1 protein-coding gene is annotated in these 227 nt (G+C 43.6%); it reads left to right on the plus strand.

Annotation, left to right across the window (positions count from 1 at the left end):
• Nucleotides 1-62: 62 nt before the first annotated feature.
• Nucleotides 63-227 (plus strand): tryptophan synthase subunit alpha (locus V6256_RS15560; RefSeq protein WP_341599143.1); only part of this gene is annotated, 165 nt, incomplete at its 3' end.

A 227-nucleotide genomic window follows, 5' to 3' on the forward strand; every position in this document is an offset into this window, starting at 1 on the left:
GGACGTGGTGATAAAGATATCTTCCCCGTCGCAGACATATTTGAACAGAGAGGTATGATCTAATGGCACATGATCTACAGGCACAGCGATACGCAAAATTATTTGAAAAACTAGAAGCAGCGAACCACGGTGCCTTTGTCCCATTTGTGACAGTTGGCGATCCTGACCGCGAACAATCTATGAACATTATTGATACTTTAGTTAAAGCCGGTGCAGATGCACTTGAA

This window comes from Psychromonas aquatilis (assembly GCF_038155185.1).
In the GTDB taxonomy this organism is placed as follows: Bacteria; Pseudomonadota; Gammaproteobacteria; order Enterobacterales; family Psychromonadaceae; genus Psychromonas; species Psychromonas aquatilis.